General features: G+C 44.6%; 24 protein-coding genes. 5 read left to right on the top strand and 19 right to left on the bottom strand.

The annotated features are described in order from the left end of the window. Window positions 1-79: 79 nt before the first annotated feature. The 14 genes from GMES_RS19400 to GMES_RS19335 all read right to left on the bottom strand — a co-directional run bounded on the left by GMES_RS19400 (window position 80) and on the right by GMES_RS19335 (window position 15,013). Window positions 80-1,429 (bottom strand): alpha/beta hydrolase family protein, encoded by a 1,350-nt coding sequence (locus GMES_RS19400; protein WP_006994508.1) that lies wholly within the window; start codon window positions 1,427-1,429, stop codon window positions 80-82. 105 nt (window positions 1,430-1,534) lie between these two features. Beyond that, entirely contained in the window at window positions 1,535-1,978 is a 444-nt protein-coding gene (locus tag GMES_RS19395) for a PaaI family thioesterase (RefSeq protein ID WP_006994507.1), read from the bottom strand. Between the two features lie 328 nt (window positions 1,979-2,306). Further along, entirely contained in the window at window positions 2,307-3,230 is a 924-nt protein-coding gene (locus GMES_RS19390) for a hypothetical protein (protein WP_006994506.1), read from the bottom strand. Between the two features lie 10 nt (window positions 3,231-3,240). Then, complete coding sequence (locus tag GMES_RS19385; RefSeq protein WP_006994505.1) at window positions 3,241-3,891, bottom strand: hypothetical protein; 651 nt, start codon at window positions 3,889-3,891, stop codon at window positions 3,241-3,243. Continuing rightward, on the bottom strand, window positions 3,878-4,426 hold the full coding sequence (locus GMES_RS19380; RefSeq protein WP_006994504.1) for an RNA polymerase sigma factor: 549 nt from the start codon (window positions 4,424-4,426) through the stop codon (window positions 3,878-3,880). The genes GMES_RS19385 and GMES_RS19380 overlap by 14 nt, the downstream gene beginning before the upstream one ends. A gap of 74 nt (window positions 4,427-4,500) precedes the next feature. Next, window positions 4,501-5,412, bottom strand: coding sequence for a hydrogen peroxide-inducible genes activator (locus GMES_RS19375; protein ID WP_006994503.1), 912 nt, complete (start codon window positions 5,410-5,412; stop codon window positions 4,501-4,503). Between the two features lie 238 nt (window positions 5,413-5,650). Then, complete coding sequence (locus GMES_RS19370) at window positions 5,651-7,036, bottom strand: OprO/OprP family phosphate-selective porin (protein WP_006994501.1); 1,386 nt, start codon at window positions 7,034-7,036, stop codon at window positions 5,651-5,653. Window positions 7,037-7,426: 390 nt separating this feature from the next. Then, window positions 7,427-8,128 carry a phosphate signaling complex protein PhoU gene (phoU, locus tag GMES_RS19365; protein ID WP_006994499.1) on the bottom strand — a complete coding sequence of 234 codons (702 nt, stop codon included), beginning with the start codon at window positions 8,126-8,128 and terminating at the stop codon, window positions 7,427-7,429. Between the two features lie 15 nt (window positions 8,129-8,143). Further along, a complete protein-coding gene (gene pstB / locus GMES_RS19360) occupies window positions 8,144-9,016 on the bottom strand; it encodes a phosphate ABC transporter ATP-binding protein PstB (protein WP_006994498.1) in 873 nt (290 codons plus the stop codon). Between the two features lie 12 nt (window positions 9,017-9,028). Then, window positions 9,029-10,354 carry a phosphate ABC transporter permease PstA gene (gene pstA / locus GMES_RS19355; protein WP_006994497.1) on the bottom strand — a complete coding sequence of 442 codons (1,326 nt, stop codon included), beginning with the start codon at window positions 10,352-10,354 and terminating at the stop codon, window positions 9,029-9,031. Window positions 10,355-10,356: 2 nt separating this feature from the next. Further along, window positions 10,357-11,751, bottom strand: a complete 1,395-nt coding sequence (gene pstC / locus GMES_RS19350) for a phosphate ABC transporter permease subunit PstC (protein WP_006994496.1) — start codon at window positions 11,749-11,751, stop codon at window positions 10,357-10,359. Window positions 11,752-11,767: 16 nt separating this feature from the next. Beyond that, window positions 11,768-12,853, bottom strand: coding sequence for a PstS family phosphate ABC transporter substrate-binding protein (locus GMES_RS19345; protein ID WP_006994495.1), 1,086 nt, complete (start codon window positions 12,851-12,853; stop codon window positions 11,768-11,770). Window positions 12,854-13,054: 201 nt separating this feature from the next. Beyond that, window positions 13,055-14,323 carry an inorganic phosphate transporter gene (locus tag GMES_RS19340; RefSeq protein WP_006994494.1) on the bottom strand — a complete coding sequence of 423 codons (1,269 nt, stop codon included), beginning with the start codon at window positions 14,321-14,323 and terminating at the stop codon, window positions 13,055-13,057. A gap of 12 nt (window positions 14,324-14,335) precedes the next feature. After that, on the bottom strand, window positions 14,336-15,013 hold the full coding sequence (locus tag GMES_RS19335) for a TIGR00153 family protein (protein ID WP_006994493.1): 678 nt from the start codon (window positions 15,011-15,013) through the stop codon (window positions 14,336-14,338). 309 nt (window positions 15,014-15,322) lie between these two features. On the opposite strand from GMES_RS19335, the gene GMES_RS19330 reads away from it, so the two are divergent. The 5 genes from GMES_RS19330 to GMES_RS19310 all read left to right on the top strand — a co-directional run bounded on the left by GMES_RS19330 (window position 15,323) and on the right by GMES_RS19310 (window position 20,672). After that, a complete protein-coding gene (locus tag GMES_RS19330) occupies window positions 15,323-15,835 on the top strand; it encodes a glycine cleavage system transcriptional repressor (protein WP_006994492.1) in 513 nt (170 codons plus the stop codon). 144 nt (window positions 15,836-15,979) lie between these two features. Further along, window positions 15,980-18,064 (top strand): polyphosphate kinase 1, encoded by a 2,085-nt coding sequence (ppk1, locus tag GMES_RS19325; RefSeq protein WP_006994491.1) that lies wholly within the window; start codon window positions 15,980-15,982, stop codon window positions 18,062-18,064. Continuing rightward, complete coding sequence (ppx, locus tag GMES_RS19320) at window positions 18,054-19,583, top strand: exopolyphosphatase (protein WP_006994490.1); 1,530 nt, start codon at window positions 18,054-18,056, stop codon at window positions 19,581-19,583. Before ppk1 ends, ppx begins: the two co-directional genes overlap by 11 nt. A 172-nt stretch (window positions 19,584-19,755) precedes the next feature. Then, window positions 19,756-20,016 (top strand): DUF4282 domain-containing protein, encoded by a 261-nt coding sequence (locus GMES_RS19315; RefSeq protein WP_006994489.1) that lies wholly within the window; start codon window positions 19,756-19,758, stop codon window positions 20,014-20,016. Window positions 20,017-20,078: 62 nt separating this feature from the next. Then, the gene (locus tag GMES_RS19310) at window positions 20,079-20,672 is read left to right on the top strand and encodes an HD domain-containing protein (protein WP_006994488.1); all 594 of its coding nucleotides are present in this window, start codon (window positions 20,079-20,081) and stop codon (window positions 20,670-20,672) included. Here GMES_RS19310 and GMES_RS19305 read toward each other — a convergent pair. The 5 genes from GMES_RS19305 to tkt form a co-directional block, all read right to left on the bottom strand. Then, complete coding sequence (locus GMES_RS19305; protein ID WP_006994487.1) at window positions 20,669-21,007, bottom strand: hypothetical protein; 339 nt, start codon at window positions 21,005-21,007, stop codon at window positions 20,669-20,671. The two genes, GMES_RS19310 and GMES_RS19305, sit on opposite strands and share 4 nt — an antisense overlap. Window positions 21,008-21,212: 205 nt before the next feature. Next, window positions 21,213-22,112 (bottom strand): fructose bisphosphate aldolase, encoded by a 900-nt coding sequence (locus GMES_RS19300; RefSeq protein ID WP_006994486.1) that lies wholly within the window; start codon window positions 22,110-22,112, stop codon window positions 21,213-21,215. 142 nt (window positions 22,113-22,254) lie between these two features. Continuing rightward, a complete protein-coding gene (locus GMES_RS19295; protein WP_006994485.1) occupies window positions 22,255-23,430 on the bottom strand; it encodes a phosphoglycerate kinase in 1,176 nt (391 codons plus the stop codon). A gap of 122 nt (window positions 23,431-23,552) precedes the next feature. Further along, window positions 23,553-24,581, bottom strand: a complete 1,029-nt coding sequence (gene epd / locus GMES_RS19290; protein WP_006994484.1) for an erythrose-4-phosphate dehydrogenase — start codon at window positions 24,579-24,581, stop codon at window positions 23,553-23,555. A 143-nt stretch (window positions 24,582-24,724) separates the two neighbouring features. Then, window positions 24,725-26,725, bottom strand: a complete 2,001-nt coding sequence (gene tkt, locus GMES_RS19285) for a transketolase (protein WP_006994483.1) — start codon at window positions 26,723-26,725, stop codon at window positions 24,725-24,727. Window positions 26,726-26,952: the final 227 nt, after the last annotated feature.

Here is a 26,952-nt window from a genome sequence, read left to right as displayed (position 1 = left end):
CAAGCAGCGCAGTGTTTACAATGGCTAATCAGATCTCCTCCTTACACCAATGAGTGGCGTAGGGGTTGTACTGTCTTAGTTATTTTTCTGAAGAAAGCGTCTCGAAGTGCAGGCCTTTGGCAGTGCGATTTCCAAAGCCTTTCCAATAGGAATGCTCTGGTTTCGCCTCGCCTTCTTCGTCAAGGGCATAAACACCCTCGTTTGAATCTGGCACAATATCCAAGTACGCATCTTTTGAAATATCATTTTTCAGGTATTTATCTAGCCATGCGGTAACAAAATGCTGGGCAATATTATTCATGCGCGCATTATCCCAAACCGCATCGACGTAATGCTCGCTGATATTAAAACCTAGTTCTTTATCAAATACATAGGACTCTTCTGGTGCTGGCATCACCGCCCCTGCATTGTGATTGGCATTATCATAAGTCAGAAGTGAGCGATCCACGTTGCTTGCCCCCTGCCAAATGGCTCGAACGCCATTTTCGTAACCCGACACATCGTCCTGAGAGCCTGCTATTAGCAACATAGGAACACTAATTTCTTTCAGCGTTTCACTGCTAAACATATGGTAATTCATACCCCAAGGTGCAAACGCTATAACGGTCTTTAAACGTTTATCAGCATTGGGCTTAATACCTGACTGATGGCGTTCAAGCGCACCAAATGGCGGGCTCTGCTTACTCGTAACGACTTGTTCGGTCACCCCTGCGCCGGCGTTAATCACAGCACCATAACCACCCATTGAATATCCGATTAAACCGGTGTCAGACGTATCAACCAAACCGTACAAAAATGAATCTTTGTCTTTCGCCATACCCTCTATTTGCGACAACACAAAAAGCTGGTCCACTGGGCGATTAACCAAGGTCGAAGAAAATGCCGCTTTTGTTCGATAAGTTGAGTCGGTGTGATCGATAGACACAACCACATAGCCCTTCGAGGCAATATTCTCAGCTAAATGTGCGAGCAAAAAACGATTCCCCGGGTATCCATGTGAAATAAGCACCAGCGGAAAAGCGTTGTCAGTCATTTTTGGCTTAGCATCTCGCACAGCCTTACCGTGTAAATCCACTTCGGTTTTACCGTCACGCATGTAAGCTTTAAGGGTAGTATTGCCCGTACTGCCTTTTAAAGCCGGGTACCAAACCTCTAATGTAAGCGGCCGATCGTAACGGGGCAACGTTTCAGGCTCAGGTTTAGTGGGGTCGAGCTTTAGCATCTCGATTTGATTTGGGTTAGCCACTTCAAGCTGACGTACACCAATGCTGTGCTCACCATACGCAGCAAGCTCCGGAGCATCTGGGCGCTGGGTATCAATTCTATTTTCAGCAAATGCAGTTACATTCATCCCAAACGCTAGTGTGACGATGGCACCTTTGAGCCAAATACTTTTCGCCAAATGATTAGTTACAAACCTCAAACCCATTACCTACTCCAGAAAATAAAAAAGGCGATTATGCCCACAAAAAGATGACACTTTGCAGACAATTAGCATGCTGCTGTGCAAAGCATCTACATAAAAAAAAGCTGGCTAGGACGCCTTAGGTCGCATAATCATACAAGTCGCGGACGCATAAGCATAAATTTTCCCCGTTTCATCAATTAGCTTGCCCTCGGACACGCCGAGTGAATTTGACATACTGATGACTCTACCTTCGGCTTTCAGTGCTTTATCTTTCGGCACGGCCTTAAGCATTTTCACATTTAAATCAATTGTCCCGTAACCGACACCCGCTTCCAACATACTATGCACGGCACAACCGGTAACCGAATCCATCACCGTCGCAGCGAAGCCTCCATGAACGCCACCTAATGGATTAATATGTCTATCATCGGCGGTGGCCTCAAAAATGGCCACGCCCTTTTCCACCGAAACAAATTTCATTGGGATAGTGCTTGCCATATTGGGATGTGGTAAATCGCCCCTAGCAACGGCCTGCATCAATTCAAGACCCGTCATGTTTGCAATATTCATCTTGATACCCTTTTCAAATTAATACCTAAGCTCGAATTAATATCCACATTGGCGGCTGGCAAAACTCAAGTCACCATCATGCTTGAAAGCATCGACAGCGATAAAAGAACAACAATTTATGGAACGAACAGGACAATTACCAATAAATGTCGGTGATAAAAGGTTATATAAGAATTTAGAGAAGAGGATTAGATATAGCGATTTAGAGAAAATCGTCGATCGTGTTTTTAACTATCTACCTAAAAAGGCGGCTAAACTTACGTTATAGCCGCCTTTTTGTAGGCATTTGATTACCGATGAAAAGAAGATAAATGCGATAACGCTAAACCTAAAAGGCGTACACTTGGCTGTTGTTCAGCAGTGTCTCGTGATTAATTTTATCTTTTACACAGGCCTGAATGTCGCTGTGTTTAAAGACATAGACTCGGTCTTGATTGCTGTTACTGGTCGATGAAGCAAAATGACTAAGTACAAAATTCACATGCTCTTTATCATCAAGGGCGTTAAGCCCAGCACCATAGCGGCACAACACCTGGCCTAAATTTTGTTCAAAGTTGGCTAAAAAGCGCTTACGTTCTTGTTCGGCGGCCTCTTTTCGTTGTTGTAATTGCGCTTGGCGTTCGGTCTCGATTTTCGTTTTGTATCTTTCGACCTCTGTGCGTTTTGTTTGAAGTTTTTTGAGCTCAGCGTTTAACTCTCCTAACTGCTCATCGATGTTAGCTTTACGTTCGCTGTTACTGTTGCTTTTTTCAAACTCAAGATCTCGACTACGACGCTCATACTCGCGCTGTTCCCTCGAGAACTCCCGTAGTTTTTCACCAAGGGACCGCAATTTACTGCTTGATTCACGTGATAAATATTTTGCTCGCTCCATAGCGTCTTCTACTGCATCCTCTATTTCATCTTCGTCCATGTGAATGTCGATATCGAGGTCTTGCATATCAAAAACGTTAGGCGCAAGCGGCGCGACAGGCACAGATGGGTGACCATCGATAAAGAATACCTGCCTGCTACCATAGCGATTTAAATCCAGTTTAAATACCACGCCTTGATTTTGCAGATAGGTATAGCCGATATCTCGTATGCTCAGACTTCCTCTTTGGTTATCTTGCTTGAGTGCAGTTTGTAAAATACTGCTCATTATTTCTAGCTCGCCGGTCAAATCCTGCTTATCCGTGTCAGCTAAAACGGGGGATGTCCACATGGCGACAAGCACTGTGCTGAGGGCGAAAATACGTTTAGACATGTTCATAAGGCTACCTCTACTGTTGAATACTTTCTAATGCGACGCCAGTCGCATCATGATAAACGTCTTGTTGTAATTGATTGAGTTGGCGCGCATAAAAAAGTTGATCGTCGCTGCGCTGCTGATTAACAAACTTAATCAGTTCGGCAAAGTCTTCGCGGCGCTCCTTGCGACTTGAACTCAATAAATAATTCGTCAGTTGGCTTGCGCTTTCTAACTGCTGTTGCTGCAGCGTTTGCGCATACAAAGTAAATGCGTCTTGTTGATTTTGTTTAAACGCATCTAACTTGCTATCCACTAATTTCACTAATGCCTGTTCTGACTGCCCTGAACCGAAGCGAATACGCAGCTCCCCTTCAGAAGTGGTGACTTGCGTCCCCGTTAACACCAGCACAATAGCCAGCGCTGACGTCACGAAAGATACGCCGGATAACCACGACCAACTATTACGAGCTTGCTGGGGCTCAAAGGTTGCGGCTTTATTCCATTGTGGGACCTCAGAAGAGGAATAAACATCAGCACCTACTTTAACCATAGCGGCCGTATCCACCTGCTCAGCAAATTGACTATCTTTGATACAGCGTTGTTCAAATTCGTCCCGTTGTTTTGGGGTCAGCTTGTCTTCTAGCCACAAGGCCAGAAGTTCGGCGTTGTCATAGTTCGACATAATCCACCTCCATTAAGATTTTCATTCTAGATAACGCGCTGTATAAACGAGACTTTGCTGTATTAACCGACATACCCGTTTGTTCAGCGATTTCTTCAAAGGTAAAATGACCAAAAAATTTCAGCTCTATCACTGATTTTTGTGCCAAAGGCAATTGCTGCATCGCACTGACCAACTGCGCATTGCGCTGGGTGCTCTCTATACGTTGGTCAGCGGGAGCGGTGTCGCAGGGTATTTCCGGGGCATCATCAAGCCCTTGCATAGGGCGCTTACGGCGATAAAACTCGATGCAGCGATAATGCGCAATTCTAAATAACCAGCCTTTAAAGCTCCCATCACCACGATAGTTGGACAGGTTTCGAAATACCGAAATAAACACATCTTGCAGCAGATCCAGCGCGTCGGCGTTATTACCTGTCATGCGCAGCCCGTAGTGATAAACAGGCTTTTCATAGCGTTTGAGTAGACTAAACCAGGCTTTTTTGTGCCCTTTCAGTGCTTTCTCTATTAGCTGCTCATCGCTCTTCTCAAACACCAAATCGATTCCCTATTGTGTTGACTATAAATAAAGTCGAAAGGCCGGTTTAAAAAGTTTGAATAAAAGAACATTTATTTTTTCAAGGTGGGGATCGGTGTCAAAGGAGCCAGCAATTCTGCTAGATAGCGAAACAAGCGAACGCGTGTGGTTGCATTGCGCCATACTAAACCAATTTCGCGATAAGCACTGTCTTCTGCGGGTAGCGAGACCAATTTGGATGTGCTCAGAATATGATTCTGTATCGCTAGTTCAGGCATAAAAGTAAAGCCCAGTTTACTGTTAGCCAGCTGCACTAAAGTATACAAACTGCTGGCGGCAAGTGTATTGACTTGTTCTTTGTGACGCAGGTTACAGGCACTTACCGCGTGCCCGGTCATGCAATGCTCCTGCTGCAGCAAAAAGACACTTTTAGCGGGCAATGCAGACACATCCATAGGCATTGGCAGGGTGTCCACCAAATCAGAATGGGCGATTAAATGAAACGGGTCATGGCCAATCACTAACTGCTTGCAGCCCGGTGTTTCCATGGGCAAGGCTAAAACCAGTAGGTCCAAAATACCTTCATTTAACTGGCTCAATAAATTAGTGGTGGTGTCTTCTTGAAGCTGTAACGTGATACCAGGCAAGTTTTGTTGCACAGCACTGATCAAACCCTCGAAAAAAAACGGCGCAATGGTAGGGATCACGCCTATTTTCAAATTACCAGATTGCCAATCACCCGCCGTTTGGGCGAAATCTACCAGCTCATTGGCTTCATTTAACAAGCGGCGGCTGCGCTCAACCAGCTCCAATCCAAAAGGCGTAAAAACAAAGGTTTTGTGTTCACGCTCAAGTAACTGACAGCCAAACTGCTCTTCTAAATTCTGAATGGCAGTGCTCAATGTGGATTGGCTTACGTGGCAATGATCAGCAGCTCGGTGAAAATGCTGTTCCTGGTGCAAGGTGACAAGATAATGCAGGTGTTTAAGATTAGGCCACTTCATGTAAGACTCATTAAAAAAAACGATTGATAAACGAAGTTTAAATCAAATATGCAGGCGTTTCTTGTTGATTTTGCATTCTTTTTATCACTCAAATGTAAAAGTTATGCAATAAATGCTAAAGCCGCTCCTGACAACAGCATTGCCCAGATTTGTTGCTGTTAATTTGACAAGTTACAGGCATTTCGCAAGTGCATTTTAGCGTCAAAGATGACGATAAGAGGTGCCCGCACCAGCTTAATTAAAACCCTAGTTGCCCTCGTAAACCAATCACATTCACAGAAAAGTCATTTGGTGCCCCTTCTACAATATTAAGGGCATCCGTATAGGACAGATGAGCATAATTAAACAAGAAGCGCACTTCATTTACCGGTGTCCAAATCAGCGATGCCATGTAGGCGTCCTGTGCACCGCCCACTATACCTGCATCAACCAAATCCAGTCGGTCAAAGCGAAAGTTAATCTGCCACGCCCCTGTTCCACCATTGCTTACAGGATCGTTTACTTTCACACCTTTAAAGACCCCACCTTTATATTCGCGCGTGTCTTGAGTTAAATAGTAGCCAGCTTCAATAGAGCCACCAAAAAAGGTCGGGTCAGCAAATTCTGAACGGGCCACGTGGGCCCAATGGGTTTCAGCTACGACATGAAAACGCCCAGCAATTGCCGCCGCTTCAAGGCCATAACTCAATTCATCCGTTGCCCCTGAAATGTCATCTGTATTGATAAAGCGGGTATTAACACTGTGAACAAACGGACGCTGGCGATAACGAATACTGTCAATTTCATTACCTAAGTCGCGCACATGCACTGAACTACCTAAGTGAATAAAAGTATCGTCAATCACAGTTGTGTAGCTAACTCGACCATCAACGCTAAACGAATTATTACCATCGTCTAAATCATCAATGTTATCAGTAAACACACCACCTTCGAGTAGAAAGTCATTGAGCTTGTAGGTAGCAGAAAGGCCTACTCGACGCTCGAAACCAAAAGCATCTGTGTAAGCTGCGCGCTCTACAAAACTAGTATCATTACTGCTTGATAGCTCTTCAAGCCCTTGGAAAGTATTGTGCTGGCCAAGCGTGAGAGTTAACGGTCCATCTTCGTAGGTAAAGTATGCATCCGTCAGCTTAACGCCATCTAGATAATCAGCGATAAGTTTGTAACCAAAGCTCCCAGGCATCGTACCTTGGATCCCAAAACGAAGACGCCTAGCTTCACTGGAAAGGCCTTCTCCTGGTATATCAAGGCTTGAAGGCACAGATGAAAGATTGTTGAAATCATAAAGCACGCGGCCTTTGGGTTTAACACTCCACCCGCCGTCACCTTTAATTTCAGGGGCGCCTTTCCAATTAAAAGAGACAGAAGGTTCATCGTCTGAGTCATCTTTAATCACAATAACGCCCTTGTTCTGGTCTTGTTTCTGTTCTTTTTGCGCTAAGCCAACCTGCTTAGAGCCAACAGAGTCCAGTTCGCTGCGTAATGAACGCACTTCTTGCTCTAACTGATTTATGCGTTTGATAAGCGCACCTAAATCTTCATCAGTAATAGTTTGTGCAATGGCATTAATAGGCAACAGGGCGGCTAACGAGACGCAAGCAATCAAGGAGGATTTAATATTCATACAAACGAGTTCCAATTACGCAGCCGTAAACTTCTGCAAAGGGCAATGATACATACCAATCAAATTGCTGATGACTTCGTGTCTGATTGTCCCTGACTGCATATGCCATTGGCTAACACTATAGGTATCGATGTTACGGCTTACTTTGTTTTATCAATGCCCAATAAACATACGGTATTTGCTCATATGTTCAGTATATGGGGCATTGTACTGAATTGCGCGCAATGTATGACACTTTTGTGACGATTGCATGACAAAATGACAGTTATGTGAATAATTTATGAAAAGTGGAGTGTTGGAGAGAGCTAATCTATCGAACGAAAGGCAGTATTAGCTTAGAATCGCTGAAATGCGCGTTTCAGGCGCGCGTTTCAGCCAAAACAAGAGAGTTTAAGGCTTGTTAAGTCTCTTTTCTATTTCGTGCACACTGGTGTGACGCACGTCATACCCTTTGACCAGATATATAATGTGCTCAGCGATATTGCGTGCATGATCACCAATCCGCTCTATTGAACGAAGGGCCCACAAAATATTCATAACACGGCCAATAGAGCGCGGATCCTCCATCATATAGGTAACAATTTCACGCATAGCAGACTTATATTCTCTGTCTACTTGGGTATCGGCGCGAGCGACATCTAAGGCTTTGTCTGCATCGAAACGAGCAAATGCATCTAGCACTGAATTCACCATTTTTTGCACTAAAGCCCCCATGTGACGAATTTCTTCGTAACCACCTGGCGCTGCACCATCATCACTTAGGGCGATGGCCATTTGAGCGATTTTCTGTGCTTCATCGCCCATTCTTTCCAAGTCACGGGTCATCTTAGTAACTGATAGCACCATACGTAAATCTGATGCTGCGGGTTGGCGACACGCTAAAATCATGGTGCAATTTTCGTCGAGTAAAACCTCGCGGCGATCGACATCATCTTCAACTTCCAGAACATGTTCGGCTAGAGGTCGATTGACGGATTCTATCGCTTTGACTGAATCGATAATCTGTTGCTCAACTATGCCGCCCATTTCTAGGACTTGGCTTTTCAGTGCTTCTAAATCAGAGTCAAAGCGCTGAGAAATATGGCGTTCCATATGGTGCTCCTTAGGTTAACCGAATCGGCCGGTAATATAGGCTTCGGTAAGCTCATGCTCTGGATTGGTAAATACGCGGCGCGTGTCGTTTACTTCGATCAGCCGCCCCATGTGGAAATAAGCTGTTCGACTCGACACCCTAGCGGCTTGTTGCATAGAGTGCGTGACTATGGCGATGGTAAAGTTTTGGCTTAACTCCGCCATTAACTCTTCTATTCTAGCCGTTGCAATGGGGTCGAGCGCTGAACAGGGCTCATCCATTAAAATAACTTCTGGGCTTACCGCTATCGTGCGCGCAATACACAAACGTTGTTGTTGCCCGCCAGATAAGCCGGTACCTGGAGAAAACAAGCGGTCTTTTACTTCATCCCACAGGCTAGCTTTACGTAAGCTGTCTTCGACAATTTCATCTAACTGGGCACGTCGTGAGACAAGCCCATGGACTTTTGGCCCATAGGCCACATTTTCGTATATCGATTTAGGAAACGGGTTAGGCTTTTGAAACACAATACCGACTCTCGCTCGCAGCGGTACAACATCTTGCTTTTTATGATAAATATCTTGCTCATCAAGTGTGACTTCACCATTAACATTGCAGTTTTCTATGGTGTCATTCATGCGATTAAGGCAGCGCAGAAAAGTCGATTTACCGCAACCTGAAGGGCCAATCATCGCCATCACTTCATTCCGGTTAATATCTAAACTCACGTCATGAATAGCCTGCTTGTCATCGTAGTACACATTCAGATTACGCACCGACATTTTAGCCTTGACTGAAAAAGGGTTACCGACGGTTTTTTGCCCCAGGCCATGCTGAGAAAAATCTAAGGCCTGCCCTGTCTCAGCCATAGGGTCGAACAAACGGTTATATCCTGACTTTGAATTCACTATCTATTCCTACTATTGATGACTGCGACCAAGACGATGGCGCAACCAAACCGCTAAGCCATTCATTGAAATTAAAAAAGCAAGTAACACCATGATCGCCGCTGAGGTACGCTCAACAAAGGCTCGCTCTGGGCTATCAGACCACAGAAAAATCTGTACTGGTAAAGCACTTGACGGATCCATCAAATCCGCAGGCACATCCACAATAAATGCCACCATACCTATCATGAGTAATGGGGCCGTTTCACCTAATGCTTGAGCGAAGCCGATAATAGCGCCGGTTAACACCCCGGGCATAGCAAGCGGTAAAACATGATGAAGCACAACCTGCATTTTCGATGCGCCAAGTCCATAGGCTGCATCTCTTATCGAGGATGGAACCGCTTTAATCGCCGCGCGACTTGAAATAATAATGGTTGGCAAGGTCATCAGGGTCAATACCAATCCCCCAACTAACGGGACTGAGCGCGGCATATCGAAAAATCCGATAAAAATGGCTAACCCCAACAGCCCAAAAATAATTGAGGGCACTGCGGCTAAATTGTTGATATTCACTTCAATGAAATCAGTCACTCTATTTATAGGCGCGTATTCCTCTAGGTATACAGCGGCGGCAATGCCAATGGGGAACGACAAGCCAATGGTAACCAGTAACATATATAAAGAGCCCATTAGTGCGCTACGAATACCTGCTTGCTCTGGCTCTCGGGAGTCACCTGAAGTAAAGAAAGTGGTATTGAATGTTTGCCTTACTTGCCCGTTTTCAATCCAGCGGTTTACCCAACTTTGCTGCTGCTGACTTAAACGGCCAGTGTAACCCTCTCCGCCATGGGCAAGACTTTTGACGTAATTATCCACATCATCATCGACTGTTAGCCATACCCCGACAGATTGGTTAAGTACGCCAGGTGAATCAGTCAAGGTTTCCCTCAGGCTGTACACCGCTCCGGTACTGATCAAACTCAGCAGTTGCCTCTTATCCACAGCACTCAATAATGCTGGTGATATACGTGCATTATCTGCAAATAGGGCGTCCTGGATAACATTATCGTAGTTGGCATTGTTAAATTGCTCGATAGCACCGGGCTGTAATACCTGCAACCGCTGGGGGTTAAAATGAATCTGTAAATGAATCTGGGTCTTGAAAAAGGCCCCGTGTCCTTTGCTGATAATATCGGTAAACAGAATGAGCAAACAGATAAAACCGAATAGGATGGCCCCGATGCCGTACACACGGAAACGCCATTCTGCGCGCTTACGTTTAGCAAGATTACGGTTAACTAGGTCGATTGTGCTAGGCACCTTAGCAGTGGACGATTTATGACTGGCCTTGCGCATGATTATTCGTACTCTTCACGATATTGGCGCACCACATACAAGGCCACATAATTAAGTGCTAACGTCACGGTAAACAGCATTAAGCCCAAAGCAAATGCAGACAAGGTTTTAGGGCTATCAAATTCTTGATCACCTACTAATAGCGTGACTATTTGCACGGTAATGGTCGTCACTGACTCGAGTGGATTTACCGTAAGATGCGCGGCCAAACCGGCCGCCATCACGACTATCATGGTTTCACCAATCGCCCGTGATGCCGCCAGTAACACCCCACTGACAATACCCGGCAACGCCGCGGGAATAACCACTCGCTTGATGGTCTCAGACTGGGTTGCCCCTAATCCTAATGACCCATCACGTAGCGACTGAGGCACCGCCTTTAAAACATCATCGGATAAAGATGACACAAACGGAATGATCATCACGCCCATCACTAAGCCTGCTGCTAGCGCACTCTCAGAGGATACCTCTAAGCCCAAAAATCCGCCCGATTGACGAATAAACGGTGCCACGGTGAGTGCCGCGAAAAAACCATACACAACCGAAGGAATACCCGCCAAAATTTCAAGCATGGGTTTGACGATGGCACGCAATTGTGGAGTGGCATATTCAGACAAATAAATAGCTGACATTAAGCCAACGGGTACAGCAATTAGCATGGCGATAAAAGAAATCAGCAATGTACCAACAAACAAAGGAACCGCCCCAAAAGCACCGGAAGCGCCCACTTGATCAATACGCAAGGCTGTCTGAGGGCTCCAATGTGTACCGAATATAAATTCAAAAAAGCTCACAGATTGGAAAAACCGCAAGGATTCAAATAATACCGATAGCACAATACCGATAGTGGTCAAAATAGCGATGCTAGCGCACAGTAGGAGTGCCCATTGGAATATACGCTCAACTTGTTGACGCGCCTTCACTTTGGGCTTTATTCGCGCCCAGCATAATGAAAAAGCCAAAAACAAACTGACCAACACCACGACCGTCAGACTAAGCTGGCTAAGTTGCTGCCATCGCAAGTAATCTTGCCCTGCTTGAATTAAGTAATCTGGCGTGCTGCTGCTTAACAACGCATTAGGATACAAGGCTAGATTGATGACAGTGTTGACCACTAAATCAATTTCGCTTGCGGGCAAGGCTTGCACCGATTCTGGTAACAAATTCACAATGGCGGCGTGGACTGCGTAATCATCGAGGACAGTCCAAACAAACACAATTAACAAGCAAGGCAAGGCGCACCAAAGTGCGCTAAGCATACCGTAGTAATAGGGTAACGAATGAAGCGCAGGCTTCTTGCCAGCACGGTAGGCGATATCCGAGGCACGATTACGCACTAAAATATAAGCGCCTGCAGCACATAGTAGGGTCAAAATGATGAGAGTCGGGGTTTTCATAGCTCGTATATCTTATCTATTGATGCATGATTGTGTGCAGGGCGTTGATTCGATATTCGATGGCTTGGCGTTCTGATTTGGACAGTGGGATCATGCCCTTGCGCGGCAAATAACCACTTTCGCCGGACGCATTATCACTAACAAATTCGCGTATAAACGCTTCTATTCCTGGGATCATACCAATATGTGCTTTTTTAACATAAAAGTAGAGTGGCCTTGAAATAGGGTAATCACCATTGGCAATAGAGCTAAAGCTCGGTGAGAATCCATCAATTTTAGCGCTTTTAATGCGATCTCTATTCTGATCAAGAAAGCTAAAGCCCAATAAACCCAGCGCATTTGGATTGGCATTTAATTTTTGCACAACCAAATTATCATTTTCCCCTGCATCAATGTATGCGCCGTCTTCTCGTAACATCCGGCATAAGCGTCTTTGCTGGTTTTTTCGGGTTCTTGCTTCTCTTGACGACGTCTGTGCCTGACTTTGTGGCTCACTCATCTGTGCTAACCAGTCAAAGGTATGACAACCATAATCGAGTACCAATTCAGAAAAGGCGTCCCTTGTGCCTGAGGTCGGTGGAGGACCAAACACTTCGATTTCGATGTTTGGCAATCTAGGGTTGATGTCTTGCCAGGTGATGAACGGATTATCGATAGTAGTGGCACTACCATCTGGATTCGGCACGCTTTTAGCCAATGCTAGGTAAAGTTCGCGGCGTGTTAACTGGATATGTTCAGCCAATTTACTTTGCGCAAGCACGATCCCATCAAATCCGATCAAGATTTCGATCACCTCGTTAACACCGTTTTGCTGGCACAGATCAATTTCTGATGGTTTGATGCGCCTAGATGAATTGGCAATATCAGGAAACTTCATCCCCACACCTTGGCAGAATAGTTTCAACCCTCCACCAGAGCCGGTAGATTCAATTTTTGGTGTATGAAACTGTGAGGTTTTGCCGAAACGTTCAGCCACGACCGTGGAGAAGGCATACACAGTTGACGAGCCAACCACATCGATATAGTCGCGCATAGCGTTTGCAGGGGCGCTAATTAGCGTCCACACACATGCACAAATTATCGATAAAGCACTTGGTTTCATTCAACTATTTTCATAAAAGACTTAGATTAGCTGACCATAATATGACAGTTTTATAACGGTTATATTACAGTCATGCCAAAGAACTAAATTTTCTTTCAGGTGAATTTCAAATATAAAAAAACAGAACCTGTACCTAGCCTTAAGACTGGAAGTACACGGGTTCTGTTTCCATTTTGGCGGTTGCCCGCCAACGTTTCTCCTTTATGGGGCGAAAATGCCTTTAAGGACAAAGAAGAACAATATTGACAAGCCAGCGCCCGCGGGCAAGGTTACCACCCAAGACACCACTATGTTGCGCACTACGCCTAAGTTAATCGCAGCGATACCACGCGCCATTCCCACACCCAATACGGCCCCAACTAAGGTTTGTGTAGTTGATATAGGCAAGCCAGTACCAGACGCTATTACCACGGTACATGCAGCAGCAAGCTCTGCTGCAAAACCACGACTAGGAGTGAGGTGAGTAATACCGTTCCCTATGGTAGCAATAACCCGATGACCAAAAAGCGCTAAACCTGCAACAATGCCTAAACCACCTAATGGTAAGATCCACCAGACCAACCCGGCTTTACTGGTTATTTCACCATCATTGTGAATGATACTAACGACGGCGGCCAGCGGCCCAATAGCATTGGCGACATCGTTTGAACCATGGGCGAATGCCATGCAACATGCCGTCACGACCATCAGAATAGCAAACACTTTTTCAACGTTAGCAAAGTGGGTACGCTTGTCTGCTTTTTCATCGTATTTAATGCGATTTATTGCGTACTTGCCGATAATCCCTACCAAAATGGCGATGGCGATGGAGACGTAATATCCGTCTGCGGCACCAATTTCAAAACCAACATGCTTTAGGCCTTTTTTGATCGTCACCAACGACATCACAAAGCCCGCTGCAGCCATGTAAAAAGGCACATAACGCTTAGCGTTATTGAATGGCTTATCAGTATCAAAAATAAGTTTTTGCGCGCTTTGGAAAATAAGGAAAGCAATGAAACCCGATATAGCGGGAGTAATGACCCAACTACCGACTATGCCTCCTACTTTATTCCAAGCAACAGCATCAGCACTTACTCCCACAGCAGCGAAACCCACTAATGCGCCCACAATTGAGTGTGTGGTCGACACCGGCCAGCCTAAATACGAAGCAAAGCCCAACCAAATACCCGCTGCGAGTAATGCAGATATCATCCCGTAAACAAGTAATTCAGGGCTATCAATAAAGAAGGTAGAATCCAATATACCTTTGCGGATGGTAGAGGTTACCTCGCCCCCCGCTAAGTAAGCGCCAGCAAATTCAAAAACCATAGCAATCAAAATCGCTTGCTTGATAGTCAAGGCTTTAGAGCCAACAGATGTGCCCATGGCATTTGCTACATCATTTGCACCAATACCCCATGCCATGAGGAAACCGACCAAAGCGGCTACAACAATTAGTGTGAAGCCGTATGTTTGTAAAATATCCATTAATGCTATCTCTTAATTGGCTAACATGAGTTCGAGTCTTGAACCAACTCGCTCTGAAATATCAGCCAACTCCCCAACCCATTCGATGATGCTGTATAAAAACATGACATCAACCGGGTTAAGCTGTGACTCTAATTCCAATAATTCTCTACGAACAGCAACTTGCATGACGTCAGTATCATCTTCAATTTTATCTAGATCGACAATCATATCTTCTACTAAGCGCACTTCGCGTCCGCGAAACCCAGTTTCAAGTAAATCATCTAGCTCATTTATCACGCGTTTTGCTTGTTTGGTTGCATCTAGGCAACGCTCCAAGTAAGCCATGAAGCTTTCACGCATGACCACTGGAATATCCATGTGTCGACCTAACACACGACCAGAGATATCTTTCGCTTTGTTGGCAATTTTGTCCTGCTGAGTCAACAACTCAAGAACGTCTTGACGCTGAATTGGCATAAAAATACCGCGGGGCAAGCTGATGCGAAGATCTCGCTTAAGCGTGTCAGCTTGCTTCTCTAAATTAGAAATTTCTTTCTGAAATAGCGCTGCTTTTTCCCAATCGCCGGCGAAAACAGAATTAAAAAATGGAAGCAGCCCTTGGCTACATTTATTCACCACTTTAATGTGATCTTCAAGCGGCTTCAGGGGAGATTTTGCGAAAACCCCAAGAAATGTGTTTGTTGGCATACGTTAAGTATCTCTATGGTTTAAATACTACAATTCGAATTTAATCGTCGCGCATGATACCTGAAGAAAAATGACAGTAACATGACAGTGACGTGCTTTTCGTATCAGTTTTACAACACATGGTAATAATAGCGCTCAATTGGTATTTCAATAAACTGTCACATTTGCTCGGCCATCATAGCCAAATTTGGAAGGTCTATATTATACTATCAATTGATTATTAAGGAAAAATTACACACATTCACTATGATTCTACGCTATGCTAAATCTCAATACTTAGGGCATCACTTTAACGCGAGGTTCATTAATATGAAATCATTGATTTTTACACTTGTTGGTAAGGATAAGCGCGGCTTGGTCGACTCACTTGCTCAATCAGTGTTCAAATTGGGTGGAAATTGGCTAGGCAGTAACTTGTCCTATATGGCAGGTCACTTCGCTGGCTTCGTCGAAATTCAATTGCCTGAAGAGAAACAAACTAAATTAATAGAGCAATTTTCTACCCACCCGGATCTCTCTATTAACTTGGTCGAAGGGGATATTAACCTTGCCCCGCACACTCAAACGGTTCAAATAGACATTATGGGCAATGATAAGCCTGGGATCGTGCAAGAACTTACAACTATTTTAAATCGCTTTAACCTCAACATTGTTAAATTCGACTCCACCTGCGACAGCGCACCTAATTGGGGTGGTTTACTGTTTAAAGCTAAAGCACTAGTTGCCATAGAAGAGGGTTTCGATTTGGATGAGTTAAGTGATGAATTAGAGTCCATCGCCAACGATTTGGTGGTTGATATAAGCTCAACAGCGACAAAATAAATTAATACTAGGCTTGGCTGTTATGTGCAGCCTAAGTCTGCGGTGAGCAAGGCGCACAAGGCTGCGATATGGCTGTCATAAATTCGTCATACACAATTGACACTATATCGCTCAAATTTTGTTTACTTTGACAATTAAGACGTAATGAATTCTCAACCCAATATCTACTTTTCTCGTGAAATCAGTTGGCTGGCGTTTAATCAACGCGTTCTTCAAGAAGCAGCAGATCGCAAAAATCCTATTGTTGAACGGATTCGATTCCTCGGTATTTACTCAAGTAATATGGATGAGTTTTACCGTGTTCGAGTGGCGGATGTTAAACGCAAAATTTACATCCACTTAGATGAGGGCGAAACAGAAAAAGCAGATAAAACTAAGCTACTCATGGAGCAAATCCAAGAAAAAGTCTTAGGCATGACAGAAGACTTTGAGCGCGTCCGTGAAGACGTTGTTGCTCGACTCGCTCGCTATAATATCTTCTTACTTGAAGATGAAAAGTTGTCCGAATACCAAACCACTTGGCTAAAGAATTACTTCAAAAATAAAGTACTGCGCCATATCGCCCCCATATTATTGCATAGCAAAGTAAACCTCGTTTCTCGCTTAAATGACTCAGCCACTTATTTATATGTAGCGATTAACAATAGCGGCAAGAGTACTCAATACGCGACAATTGAAGTGCCCAGCAATGCCCTGTCACGTTTTGTGGTGATCCCCCCGGAAAATAGCCGTAAAAAGAAATATATTATATTGCTCGATGACATTATACGACTCAATCTTGAAAGCATTTTTAAAGGCTTTGTCGATTTTGAATCCGGTGAAGCCTATTCCTTCAAAATGACTCGTGACTCTGAATACTCCATAAACGATGAAATTGAAGAAAGCTACGTGGAGAAAATGTCAGAAAGCATGAAACAACGTTTGATTGCCGAGCCCGTGCGGGTGGTATACGACGAGCAGATGCCCAGTGACATGGTACGTAACCTGAAGAAACGCTTAAAGATATCCTCTTACGATAGCCTAATTGCTGGCGGTACTTACCGAAACTTTAAAGACTTTATTGGCTTTCCAAATGTCGGCCGTGACTACTTGGAAAATCCTAAACTACCGGCCATCACCTCGAGCGATTTTGCCCGCCACAACACTGTGTTCGATGCGATCAGTGAAAAGGACATCTTGCTTTACTATCCTTACCATCGCTTCTTGCATGTGACTGAGTTTGTGCGCCAAGCGGCTTTTGACCCTAAAGTTAAGCAAATTAAGTTGAATATGTATCGCGTGGCTAAGAATTCGCGCATCATAGACTCGCTTATTGATGCAGTCGATAACGGTAAAAAAGTCACTGTAGTGGTTGAATTAAGAGCGCGCTTTGACGAAGAAGCCAACATTAGCTGGTCTAAAACCATGACCGATGCCGGCATTAAAGTCGTATTTGGTATGCACGCGCTAAAAATCCATAGTAAGTTATGCTTAGTCAGCCGTGAAGAAAAGGGTGAGCTGATCCACTACGCTCACTTCGGAACAGGCAACTTCAATGAAAAAACCGCTAAAATTTATACTGATTTCAGTTTATTTACCCGCAATCAAGAATTGGCATTAGAAGCAGAAAACGTTTTTAACTTTATTCAGCAGCCTTATCGTCGCCAAAAATTCCAGCATTTACAGATCTCGCCAATTAATGCTCGTACCAAAATACAACTGTTGATCAGGCAAGAAATACAGAACGTCAAAGAAGGCTTGAGCGCTGGGATTACGCTAAAATTGAATAACTTGGATGACCAACTGTTAATAGATGACTTGTACAAAGCCAGTCAAGCAGGGGTGAAAGTTCGTTTAATTATTCGAGGGATGTGTTCACTGGTTCCTGGCGTCAAAGGGTTGAGTGAAAATATATCAGTAATCAGCATCGTTGACCGATTCCTAGAGCATCCTCGAGTTATGGTGTTTGAGAATGCTGGCGATAAACGCGTGTTTATCTCATCCGCGGATTGGATGACCCGCAACATGGATTTTCGTATCGAAGTGGGTTGCCCCATATACGAACCCAAGCTCATCAAGCAAATTTTGGATATTCTCGAAATTCAATTTCAAGATACCCTTAAAGCCCGTATCATTGACCAACATCAATCGAACAAATACGTACGTCGTGGTAATCGCAAAAAGCTGCGCTCCCAAATAGAGACGTATGAGTACATTAAACAGCAGGAAAAAAAGAAAGATGCCCAATGACAATGCGCCATTTGATGGTGTAGAAGTAAGAGACACCAGCAAAATTGCCGCATTAGACATTGGCTCTAACAGCTTTCATTTGGTAGTCGCCCGCGTCGTTGCAGGATCAGTTCAGATCCTGCACAGGGTTAAACAAAAAGTGCGTTTAGCGCAGGGCTTGAGCAGTGATTACCACCTTGATGACGAGGCCCAACAACGCGGGTTAGATGCCCTCAACGTAGTGGCTGAGAGCCTGCAGGACTTCCCACCAGAGAATGTACGAATCGTCGCCACCTATACCTTACGTAAAGCCAGCAACGCCAAAACCTTTATCCGCGCAGCACGTAATATTCTTCCCTACCCTATTGAAGTGATAGGTGGCGCCGAAGAAGCTCGCTTAATTTATTTAGGCGTCGCTCATACCAACCATGACAATGGCCAACGGTTAGTGGTCGATATAGGTGGCGGCTCGACTGAATTTATTATTGGCCAAGGGTTTGAACCTAAGATGTTGCGCAGCTTACAAATGGGCTGTGTCAGTTACACTAAAAAGTTTTTCAAAAACAATGAGCTGAAAAACAAGTCGTTCGAACGTGCTATCACCGCAGCCCAGCAAGAACTGGAGATGATTGACAAAGCCTATCTACGCGCAGGCTGGAAAAGCTGTATTGGCACCTCAGGCACTATTCGCAATATTATTCAAATCGCGCAAAATGACAGTGTCAAATCCACCGAAGGCAAAGTCACGCTGTCACAACTTACCAGTTTAGTGAAAATCAGCTGCGAGGCCGGCACGCTAGATAAGCTTAACATCAGTCAAATGAGTGAAGATCGTAAGCCTGTTTTCGCTGCGGGTTTGGCAATCTTAATTGCCATCTTCAAAAGCTTGAATATTGACCATATGGTGTTCTCTTCAGCGGCATTGCGCGAAGGGGTCTTATATGAAATGGAAACCCAGTTGACCCACCCTGACGTACGCCAGCGCTCTGCTGAAAGTCTTGCGACGCGATACGATGTTGATATAGAACAAGCGAGACGAGTGCATAGTGTGACCATGGATATCTATCAACAATGTAAAGATAGCTGGAATATTGCCACCAAAGAGCTCAAGAGCATGTTAGGTTGGTCGGCGCTGCTCCATGAAGTGGGCTTGCAAATCAACACTCATGGCACCCAGCGCCACTCTGCCTATATTTTACAGCACATTGACTTACCCGGTTTTAATCAAGAGCAACAAACACTAATGGCTACATTAGTACGTTACTACCGTAAAAAAATTCGCCCAAGCGAGATTGCAGATTTTACCCAACATCCCGCAGAGCAGGTACACAAATTAATCGCTATTTTGCGCTTAGCGGTGCTGTTAAACATAAAGCGTCAGGACGACATACTCCCCCCCGTTAGCGTGAAAGTGAAGGCAAACAGCATACGGCTAACATTCCCCGAAGGATGGCTTGAAAATAAGCTTATATTTAGTGCAGATCTCGCAACTGAAGAGCGCTATCTACACGCTTTAGACCTACAGTTGCGCTATGAGTAACCTAGCGCGATGCTTCTCCGTGATATTCCAATTTCTTGTTTTTTACATTGCATATAACACCTTGTAATTACAAGCGAAACTACTTTATAGTTCATCGGCTGCATTGTTTTAACAGTGTGCTAATTCAGACGCATAAAGGCGTTTCTAACTTACATAACAAGGAAGCTATTCAATGAAAGATCTTTTTTTCTTCGACTCCATGCTCACCCCCAAAATTATCACAGTTGTTTACTGGCTGATGCTGCTTGCAGCTTTAGTATCAGGCGTAGGCACCATGTTTAATTCTTACGGCGGTGGTTTTTTCGCTGGAGCCGGGATACTCATTGCGGGCGCAGTGGGAGCTCGAATCTGGTGCGAGCTACTGATCGTACTATTTAAAATTCACGAAAACTTAAAAAAAATCGCAGATCGAAACGACACCAGCGAACTGTAAATAGCAACAAGGCAACGCGCATTTCGCTGTTGCCGTTTTCCACATTTAGGATCCCCCAAGACATGCACGACCTTTCTGCTCAAATCTCCTTTATGCTCGAAATAGACAAACTTAAAGCGGTGTATCGAAAGACCGTTGTTGAAGCTGATAATAATCGTCAAGAGAACAGCGCCGAGCACAGTTGGCACATTGCACTCTTAGCACAAATAATGGTGGATTATGCGCACGAGCCCGTAGATATATTACGCGTGACTAAAATGCTGCTTATTCACGATATTGTTGAAATAGACGCTGGGGATTTATTTGCTTTTGCTGACGAGCAAGATCATCAAGCGCAAGAACTAAAAGAACTAGAAGCTGCCAAACGTATATTTGGCCTGTTACCCAAGCATACAGGGCAAAGCATGTTAGATATGTGGCTCGAATTTGAGCAAGCCCACACCGCAGATGCAAGATTTGCCAAAGGCATGGACAGAGTATTGCCTGTGTTGCAAAACATGAGTAATCAAGGTGGTAGCTGGAAGGTAAATCAAGTTAAGAAAAGCCAAGTCCTTAAACGAAATACGCATTTGCAAGATATTGCGCCTAAGCTTTGGGAGTATGTCTTGAATCAAGTGGAAATTGCGGTGGGTGAAAAGTGGTTACTGGACGCTTAACGACCTAAATACTGGTCAATCAACTCGGCTAGTTTGTCTTGAAAGTGCTCTTCGAACGTCTCTAACTCTTGCTCGAATACCCGTAAATACAGGGTCGCTTTTTTATGATCAAGACGCTTATTATTAGTTTTGTATTCTGTTTCAGGCAAACTTTTGTCGTATCGAGGTATGATACGCCAGCGCACAAAGTCACTATGCAATGAGGCCACTTGCTTTTTCGCAAACTGACAAAACCCTTCAATATGCTCAACCCCATCTGGCCCTAAACAGCCAGGCTCTACCCTGAATGTAACTGACAGTTTTTTATATAATGGCAAGGGCAATGTCACTTGCATGTAACGCGCACCATTTTCTTTAAGCGGTTGATAAACATAATTTTATCTCTATTGGAATGACGAAAATAGGTTAGTTAATATAATAGCAAGTGTAGAGGGTAAATCCACTAGGCAAAGGTATAGACACTATTTGGCTAAATAAAAAATTCAAACACAAAAAAGCCAGGCACTAGGCTTGGCTTTCATGAACACATTCAGCTCGTTATCAGCTAACTGATGCTTGATAGATACCTTCAATCGCTTGGTCTAATGTCGCGTTAAACTCTTCATCTGTTTGTTTAGCACTCACACCTTCCGTCAACGCGCGAGAGAAGCTAGCAATAATGCCTTTATTCTCTGACAAACGACGGTTGGCTTCTTGACGATTATAACCACCTGAGAGAGCTACCACTTTCAATACTTTAGGGTGCTCAACCAACTCACTATAGAAATTAGTTTCTTCAGGAAGAGTCAGTTTGAGCATCACAGTTTGATCAGCATCAAGGGCATCAAGTTCGGCTAAGATAGCCGCTTTCAACAATGCTTCTGCTTGCGCTTTTTCTGGACTGTTAATATCCACTTCAGGTTCAATTATCGGCATTAACCCGGCAGCTAAAATTTGCTTACCTACTTCAAATTGTTGAGCAACAATAGCGTCAATACCAGCCTTGTTAGCCAGTTTAACCACTGAGCGCATTTTAGTGCCAAACACATCTTGTGCATTTGCTTTAGCCAACAAGTTATCTAGATCAGCGATAGGTTTCATTAACTGAACACCGTTCTCTTCATCCAACAGGCCTTTATCTACTTTCAAAAACGGAACTACGTTCTTTTCTTCCCATAGGAAGCGCGCAGATGACTTACCGTTAATTTCACGATCTAATGTATTTTCAAATAATATAGCGCCCAGTACACGCTTACCATTAAAGGCAGGGCTAGTGACTATGCGAGTTCGCATCAAGTGAACTTGAGTGAACATCTCATCATCATTGCTATATTCAGTTTCTTCAACACCATATAAACGCAAAGCTTTAGGCGTACTGCCTCCACTTTGGTCAAGGGCCGCGATAAATCCATTGTCGCTTTTTATTTTTTTTAGCATATCCAATTGTGCTTGTGATGCCATGAGCAACACTCCTTAATTGTGTTGTGAGCCGGGGGTAAACCGGCTAGTAGGTTACAAAGGTTAATGAAAGCTTTTGCTTTTCTTATTATTGAATTTCTTGTTAGCGCTTTTGTTTACGCGCTTTATCAAATTATCAAGTAAGTTACGCGCCGCGCGCTTCTAACATAGTCACTGCGGGAAGCGCTTTACCTTCTAAAAATTCTAAAAATGCGCCACCGCCAGTAGAGATATACGATATCTTATCTTCGATACCATATTTGTCCACTGCTGCTAACGTATCACCACCACCTGCAATAGAAAATGCATTACTTTGTGCAATTGCCATAGCAATGGCTTTTGTGCCCTCACCGAATTGGTCAAATTCGAATACCCCTACAGGGCCATTCCAAACGATTGTTCCGGCGTTTTTGATCAACTCTGCCAGTTCAGTGGCAGTCTGTGGCCCGATATCAAAAATCATATCATCGTCTGCTACGTCACTAACGGCCTTAAGCGTTGCTTGTGCTTGCTCTGAGAACTCTTTGCCTGTGACGACATCAACAGGCACTGGGATATTCCCACCAGCATCTTTTGCAGCCGCTAATAAACGATTCGCTTCAGGGATTAAATCTGCTTCGTACAAGGATTTACCCACGTTGTTGCCAGTAGCGGCGATGAAGGTATTGGCGATGCCGCCACCCACAATAAGCTGGTCCACTTTATTCGATAAAGATTCAAGTACGGTTAACTTGGTTGACACTTTAGAGCCGCCAACAATCGCCAGCATAGGACGTGCAGGGTTGTGCAGTGCTTTACCTAGAGCTTCTAGCTCACCGGCTAGTAGTGGTCCTGCACAGGCAACAGGCGCGAATTTACCCGCTCCATGAGTTGAAGCTTGTGCACGGTGTGCAGTGCCAAAAGCGTCCATTACGTAAACATCACATAATGCGGCATATTGCTTAGAAAGCGCTTCGTCGTCTTTCTTTTCGCCCACGTTGAAACGTACATTTTCAAGAACGACCAGTTCACCTGCCTTCACTTCAACACCGTTTAAATAGTCACTCGCTAGGCTTACTGGGCACTCTAGAACGTCATTTAAATAATCAACCACTGGCTGCAATGAGAATGCACTGTCGTACTCACCTTCTGTTGGACGACCTAAATGAGACATAACCATGACCTTGGCACCGGCTTCAAGTGCATGTTTAAGCGTGCCTAAAGACGCCTTAATACGCGCATCGGAAGTGACTTTTCCGTCCTTGATAGGTACGTTCAGATCCTGACGAATAAGTACCCGCTTTCCTGCTAAATCTAAATCAGTCATGTTGATTATTGACATATTTTCCCCATTTGACGTGTTAAACGTGAATTGCTAATTAAAAAATGTAATCTGTAAATTCGTTGCATATCGCGTTACGCGAGTTAGGTGCTGAAATGCATTCTCGATTGACGGGATAAAAATCATTTTCCCGTCTTGCCCAGCGATAAAGTGTTCATGACGAGTACGATATCAATCATTCGGTTTGAGAACCCCCATTCGTTATCACACCATACCAGTAATTTAACCAGTTGCTTGTGACTCACTCGCGTTTGTGTGCCATCCACGATGCAAGAATGCGCGTCGTGATTGAAATCCACTGACACCAAAGGTTCTTCAGTAAAATCTAAAATACCATTCAAACGCCCATTCTTGGCCGTTTTTAACGCTTGATTCACTTCATCAATAGTGACTTTGGCATCAAGGGTTACGCTTAAATCCATTGCTGAAACGTTAATAGTCGGCACGCGTACGGCGATGGCTTCAAATTTGCCCGCAAACTTGGGCAAAACTCGCTCTATTCCGCGCGCCAGTTTGGTATCCACAGGGATAATCGATTGGCTGGCAGCGCGGGTTCGGCGTAAATCTGGGTGATAAGCATCTATGACTTGTTGGTCATGCATGGATGAATGGATAGTCGTGATGGTGCCACTTGAAACTGAAAACGCTTCATCAAGGACTTGTATGACAGGCACGATACAGTTGGTCGTGCATGAGCCAGCGGAGACTATACTATCGCTGGTTTTAAGAGATTCCTCATTGATGCCCATAATAATCGTTGCATCAACATCTGGGCCACAGGGCTGAGAAAACAACACTTTTTTCGCCCCTTGAGCGATATGCTGTTCACCGTGAGCCCGCTCATTATTGACACCGGTACACTCAAGAACCACATCAATATCTAGGTCAGCCCAAGGTAGGTCGTGAATATTTTCTTGCTGCAATAACGTGATAGGGTCACCGGCAACCACTAGCTGATGGTTGTCTAGCACCACAGGAAAACGGAAACGCCCATGCGCAGTATCATATTTTAATAGATGTGCTACGCCCTCAGGCTCGGCGAGTTCATTGATCGCCACAATTTGAATTTGTTTGTTTTGCCCTGTTTCGTATAACGCACGTAATACGTTGCGACCAACACGACCAAAACCGTTAATTGCTACTCGTATCATTTGGCTCTTACTGAAATTTAAAACACTATTTGCAATATGATTTAAAACGCAATTTAAAACGTAAAAAGTGCGTCACTAAAATAGCTAAGGCGCTCGAAAGCGCCTTAGATTATAGTTTTATTGTTTCAACTGGAAGCCATTTCCTAAGAATTCAATAAACCTTGTGCTTTCTCAGCCACGGCATCAGCTGTGATACCGAAGTGCTTGAGTAGTACGCCACCCGGTGCAGACTCACCAAAAGTAGACATTCCGACTACCGCACCATCAAGACCTACATACTTGCTCCAGTAATCAACATGGGCAGCTTCAACGGCTACACGTGCAGTCACTGCGCGCGGCAATACAGATTCGCGATAAGCCGCGTCTTGTTGGTCAAACACTGACGTACTTGGCATAGACACAACACGCACAGCAACGCCTTTGGCAGCTAATTGCTCAGCTGCATCCACAGCAACACCGACTTCAGAACCAGTACCAATCAAAATCACTTGAGGCTCACCATCGCACTCTTTCAGGATGTAACCCCCTTTGGCAACGTTAGCGAGTTGTTCAGCGCTACGCACTTGAGCAGGCAAACCTTGACGACTAAATACCAATGCACTCGGGCCATCTTTACGCTCTAGCGCAGATTTCCATGCAACGGCTGTTTCAGCACCATCACAAGGGCGCCATGTGGCTAAATTAGGCGTTAAGCGCAAGTTTGCTAATTGCTCGATAGGCTGGTGAGTTGGGCCATCTTCGCCCTGACCGATAGAGTCATGGGTATATACAAAGATATTTGGAATACCCATTAAAGAAGCCATACGCACTGCATTACGCGCATATTCCATAAACATCAGGAAGGTGGCTCCAAATGGACGGAATCCACCATGCAAACCAATACCGTTCATGATGCCGCTCATACCGAATTCACGTACACCGTAGTATAAATAGTTACCGCTGGCATCGTCAGCTGTGACGCCTTTAGACTTTGACCAAAGCGTTAGGTTTGAACCGGCCAAATCTGCCGAGCCACCTAAAATTTCAGGCATGATCCCAGCGAATGCTTCGATAGAGTTTTGTGACGCCTTACGACTCGCTACGTTTTCAGCTTTTTGTTGAGATTGCTCAACAAATGCTTGGGCCTTTTCAGCGAAATCAGCAGGTAAATCACCGTTTAGACGACGTGTTAATTCAGCTGCTAATTCAGGATGGGCCTTCCCGTATGCAGCGAATTGTTCATTCCATGCTTGCTCTAAATCAGAACCTGACGCTTTTGCATCCCAACCTGCGTAGATGTCTGCCGGAATTTCAAATGCCCCATATGGCCATTTTAAGAATTCGCGGGTCGCAGTGACTTCATCTACACCTAATGGTGAGCCATGTGAATCATGGCTACCTGATTTGTTCGGTGAGCCAAAACCGATGACGGTTTTACAGCATATCAACGTCGGTTGAGTGGTATTGGCTTTCGCCGTTTCAACAGCCGCTTTAATCGCTTGTGGGTCGTGACCATCAACATCGGCAATAACTTGCCAACCATAAGCTTCGAAACGTGCAGGGGTATTATCAGTAAACCAGCCTTCAACGTGGCCGTCGATAGAAATACCGTTGTCATCCCAAAATGCCACTAATTTGCCCAGACCTAATGTTCCAGCAAGTGAGCAGGCTTCATGAGAGATACCTTCCATCAAACAGCCATCGCCCAAGAAGCAATAAGTGAAGTGATCAACGATATCGAATTTTTCTTGGTTAAATTGTGCAGCCAACATTTTCTCGGCAATCGCCATGCCGACTGCATTACTGATGCCCTGACCAAGGGGGCCAGTGGTTGTTTCAACGCCAGGCGCGTAGCCATACTCTGGGTGGCCTGGTGTTTTAGAATGCAATTGACGGAAGTTTTTCAACTCTTCAATGGGTAACTCATAACCTGTCAAATGCAACAATGAGTAAACTAACATCGAACCATGGCCGTTAGACATAATAAAGCGGTCGCGGTTAGCCCAATTTGGATTAGCCGGATTGTGCTTTAAAAAATCGTTCCACAATACTTCGGCTATATCCGCCATGCCCATTGGGGCGCCTGGGTGTCCTGAATTAGCCTGTTGTACTGCATCCATACTAAGCGCACGTATTGCGTTAGCGAGTTGTTGACGTGAAGGCATGTGGTCTCCTGATTATTAATGACTGGTTGACGCTCGCTGTTAAAAACTCATCGAAAGTGTAAGATAGCGACCGATATAGCGCTACATTCTGGCTTACGCCTCGCCTAACTGCAACGACAAAACCTAACGAAACTCCATTTGCGGTTGACTTTTTTTACTGGAACGGTTCGTTTACGCCCAGCCGTTTGGACGTCTAGAAGTAAAGACTGGTATTTTTGATCTTAATC

The organism is Paraglaciecola mesophila KMM 241, from assembly GCF_000315015.1.
GTDB classification, from domain to species: Bacteria; Pseudomonadota; Gammaproteobacteria; order Enterobacterales; family Alteromonadaceae; genus Paraglaciecola; species Paraglaciecola mesophila.
Note: the sequence above shows the minus strand (reverse complement) of the source record. Positions and strands in the feature narration are given on the sequence as shown.

Excerpts from the sequence above, each read along its gene's own strand:
- GMES_RS19400 (WP_006994508.1), bottom strand. The coding sequence starts at position 1,429 with ATGGGTTTGAGGTTTGTAACTAATCATTTGGCGAAAAGTATTTGGCTC.
- GMES_RS19395 (WP_006994507.1), bottom strand. The coding sequence starts at position 1,978 with ATGAATATTGCAAACATGACGGGTCTTGAATTGATGCAGGCCGTTGCT.
- GMES_RS19390 (WP_006994506.1), bottom strand. The coding sequence starts at position 3,230 with ATGAACATGTCTAAACGTATTTTCGCCCTCAGCACAGTGCTTGTCGCC.
- GMES_RS19385 (WP_006994505.1), bottom strand. The coding sequence starts at position 3,891 with ATGTCGAACTATGACAACGCCGAACTTCTGGCCTTGTGGCTAGAAGAC.
- GMES_RS19375 (WP_006994503.1), bottom strand. The coding sequence starts at position 5,412 with ATGAAGTGGCCTAATCTTAAACACCTGCATTATCTTGTCACCTTGCAC.
- GMES_RS19370 (WP_006994501.1), bottom strand. The coding sequence starts at position 7,036 with ATGAATATTAAATCCTCCTTGATTGCTTGCGTCTCGTTAGCCGCCCTG.
- phoU (WP_006994499.1), bottom strand. The coding sequence starts at position 8,128 with ATGGAACGCCATATTTCTCAGCGCTTTGACTCTGATTTAGAAGCACTG.
- pstA (WP_006994497.1), bottom strand. The coding sequence starts at position 10,354 with ATGCGCAAGGCCAGTCATAAATCGTCCACTGCTAAGGTGCCTAGCACA.
- pstC (WP_006994496.1), bottom strand. The coding sequence starts at position 11,751 with ATGAAAACCCCGACTCTCATCATTTTGACCCTACTATGTGCTGCAGGC.
- GMES_RS19345 (WP_006994495.1), bottom strand. The coding sequence starts at position 12,853 with ATGAAACCAAGTGCTTTATCGATAATTTGTGCATGTGTGTGGACGCTA.
- GMES_RS19340 (WP_006994494.1), bottom strand. The coding sequence starts at position 14,323 with ATGGATATTTTACAAACATACGGCTTCACACTAATTGTTGTAGCCGCT.
- GMES_RS19335 (WP_006994493.1), bottom strand. The coding sequence starts at position 15,013 with ATGCCAACAAACACATTTCTTGGGGTTTTCGCAAAATCTCCCCTGAAG.
- GMES_RS19330 (WP_006994492.1), top strand. The coding sequence starts at position 15,323 with ATGAAATCATTGATTTTTACACTTGTTGGTAAGGATAAGCGCGGCTTG.
- ppk1 (WP_006994491.1), top strand. The coding sequence starts at position 15,980 with ATGAATTCTCAACCCAATATCTACTTTTCTCGTGAAATCAGTTGGCTG.
- ppx (WP_006994490.1), top strand. The coding sequence starts at position 18,054 with ATGCCCAATGACAATGCGCCATTTGATGGTGTAGAAGTAAGAGACACC.
- GMES_RS19315 (WP_006994489.1), top strand. The coding sequence starts at position 19,756 with ATGAAAGATCTTTTTTTCTTCGACTCCATGCTCACCCCCAAAATTATC.
- GMES_RS19310 (WP_006994488.1), top strand. The coding sequence starts at position 20,079 with ATGCACGACCTTTCTGCTCAAATCTCCTTTATGCTCGAAATAGACAAA.
- GMES_RS19305 (WP_006994487.1), bottom strand. The coding sequence starts at position 21,007 with ATGCAAGTGACATTGCCCTTGCCATTATATAAAAAACTGTCAGTTACA.
- GMES_RS19300 (WP_006994486.1), bottom strand. The coding sequence starts at position 22,112 with ATGGCATCACAAGCACAATTGGATATGCTAAAAAAAATAAAAAGCGAC.
- GMES_RS19295 (WP_006994485.1), bottom strand. The coding sequence starts at position 23,430 with ATGTCAATAATCAACATGACTGATTTAGATTTAGCAGGAAAGCGGGTA.
- epd (WP_006994484.1), bottom strand. The coding sequence starts at position 24,581 with ATGATACGAGTAGCAATTAACGGTTTTGGTCGTGTTGGTCGCAACGTA.
- tkt (WP_006994483.1), bottom strand. The coding sequence starts at position 26,725 with ATGCCTTCACGTCAACAACTCGCTAACGCAATACGTGCGCTTAGTATG.